Below are 1,052 nucleotides of genomic sequence, written 5' to 3' on the forward strand. Positions count from 1 at the left end.
GCCCACGGCACCCCACGCACCCCGGGAGCACACCCCCATGACCACCGCGTCCCCCTCCGGATCCCCCCGCGTCCGCTACGGCTACTTCATCGCCAGTGAGGACCACGGCCCCCGCGAACTCGTCGAGCAGGCCCGCATGGCCGAGGACGCCGGCTTCGAGGCGCTGTGGATCTCCGACCACTACCACCCGTGGGTGGACGCCCAGGGGCACAGCCCCTTCGTCTGGTCGGTGATCGGCGCGCTGTCGGAGGCCACCCGCCTGCCGGTGCAGACCGCCGTCACCTGCCCGACCGTCCGCACCCACCCCGCCGTCGTCGCCCAGGCCGTGGCCACCGCGGCCGTGCAGTTGGAGGGGCGCTTCCGCTTCGGCGTCGGCAGCGGCGAGGCCCTGAACGAGCACATCCTCGGTACCCACTGGCCCACCACGCCGGTGCGGCTGGAGATGCTGGAGGAGGCCGTCGGCATCATCCGGGACCTGCTCACCGGCAAGCAGATCAGCCACCGGGGCACCCACTACACGGTGCAGAACGCCCGCCTGTACACCGTCCCCGACGACACCGTGCCGATCGACGTCTCCGGCTTCGGGCCGATCGCCACCGACCTGGCCGCCCGCATCGGCGACGGCTACATCGCGATGGGCCCCGAGGCCGACCTGCTGAGTCGCTACCGCGAGCGCGGCGGCACCGGCCCCGCCTCCTCCGGCGTGAAGGTGTGCTGGGACCCCGACCGGGACAACGCGGTGCGCACGGTGCTGCGGCGCTGGCCCAACCTCTTCCTCCCCGGCGAGATGGCCTCCCTGCTGCCCGACCCGCGTCACTTCGAGCAGGCCACCCAACTGGTCACCGAACAGCACGTCGAGGAGGGCCCGGTGCCCTGCGGCCCCGACGCCGAGGCCCACATCAAGGCCATCACCGCCTCCGTCGACGCCGGCTTCGACCACGTCTACGTCAGCCAGATCGGCCCCGACATGCGCGGTTTCTTCGACTTCTACCGCGACGAGGTGCTGCCGCACCTGCCGCGCTGAGCCCGCCCGGCCCCGGCGGGCCCCCGAC

Annotated in this window: 1 protein-coding gene; it reads left to right on the forward strand. The window is 73.0% G+C overall.

What is annotated here, in order from left to right:
* Nucleotides 1-37 precede the first annotated feature (37 nt).
* Nucleotides 38-1,024, forward strand: coding sequence for a TIGR03557 family F420-dependent LLM class oxidoreductase (locus FOE67_RS26695; protein WP_182667388.1), 987 nt, complete (start codon nucleotides 38-40; stop codon nucleotides 1,022-1,024).
* The last annotated feature ends 28 nt before the right edge of the window (nucleotides 1,025-1,052 follow it).

It is taken from the genome of Streptomyces calidiresistens (assembly GCF_014141525.1).
GTDB classification, from domain to species: domain Bacteria; phylum Actinomycetota; class Actinomycetes; order Streptomycetales; family Streptomycetaceae; genus Streptomyces; species Streptomyces calidiresistens.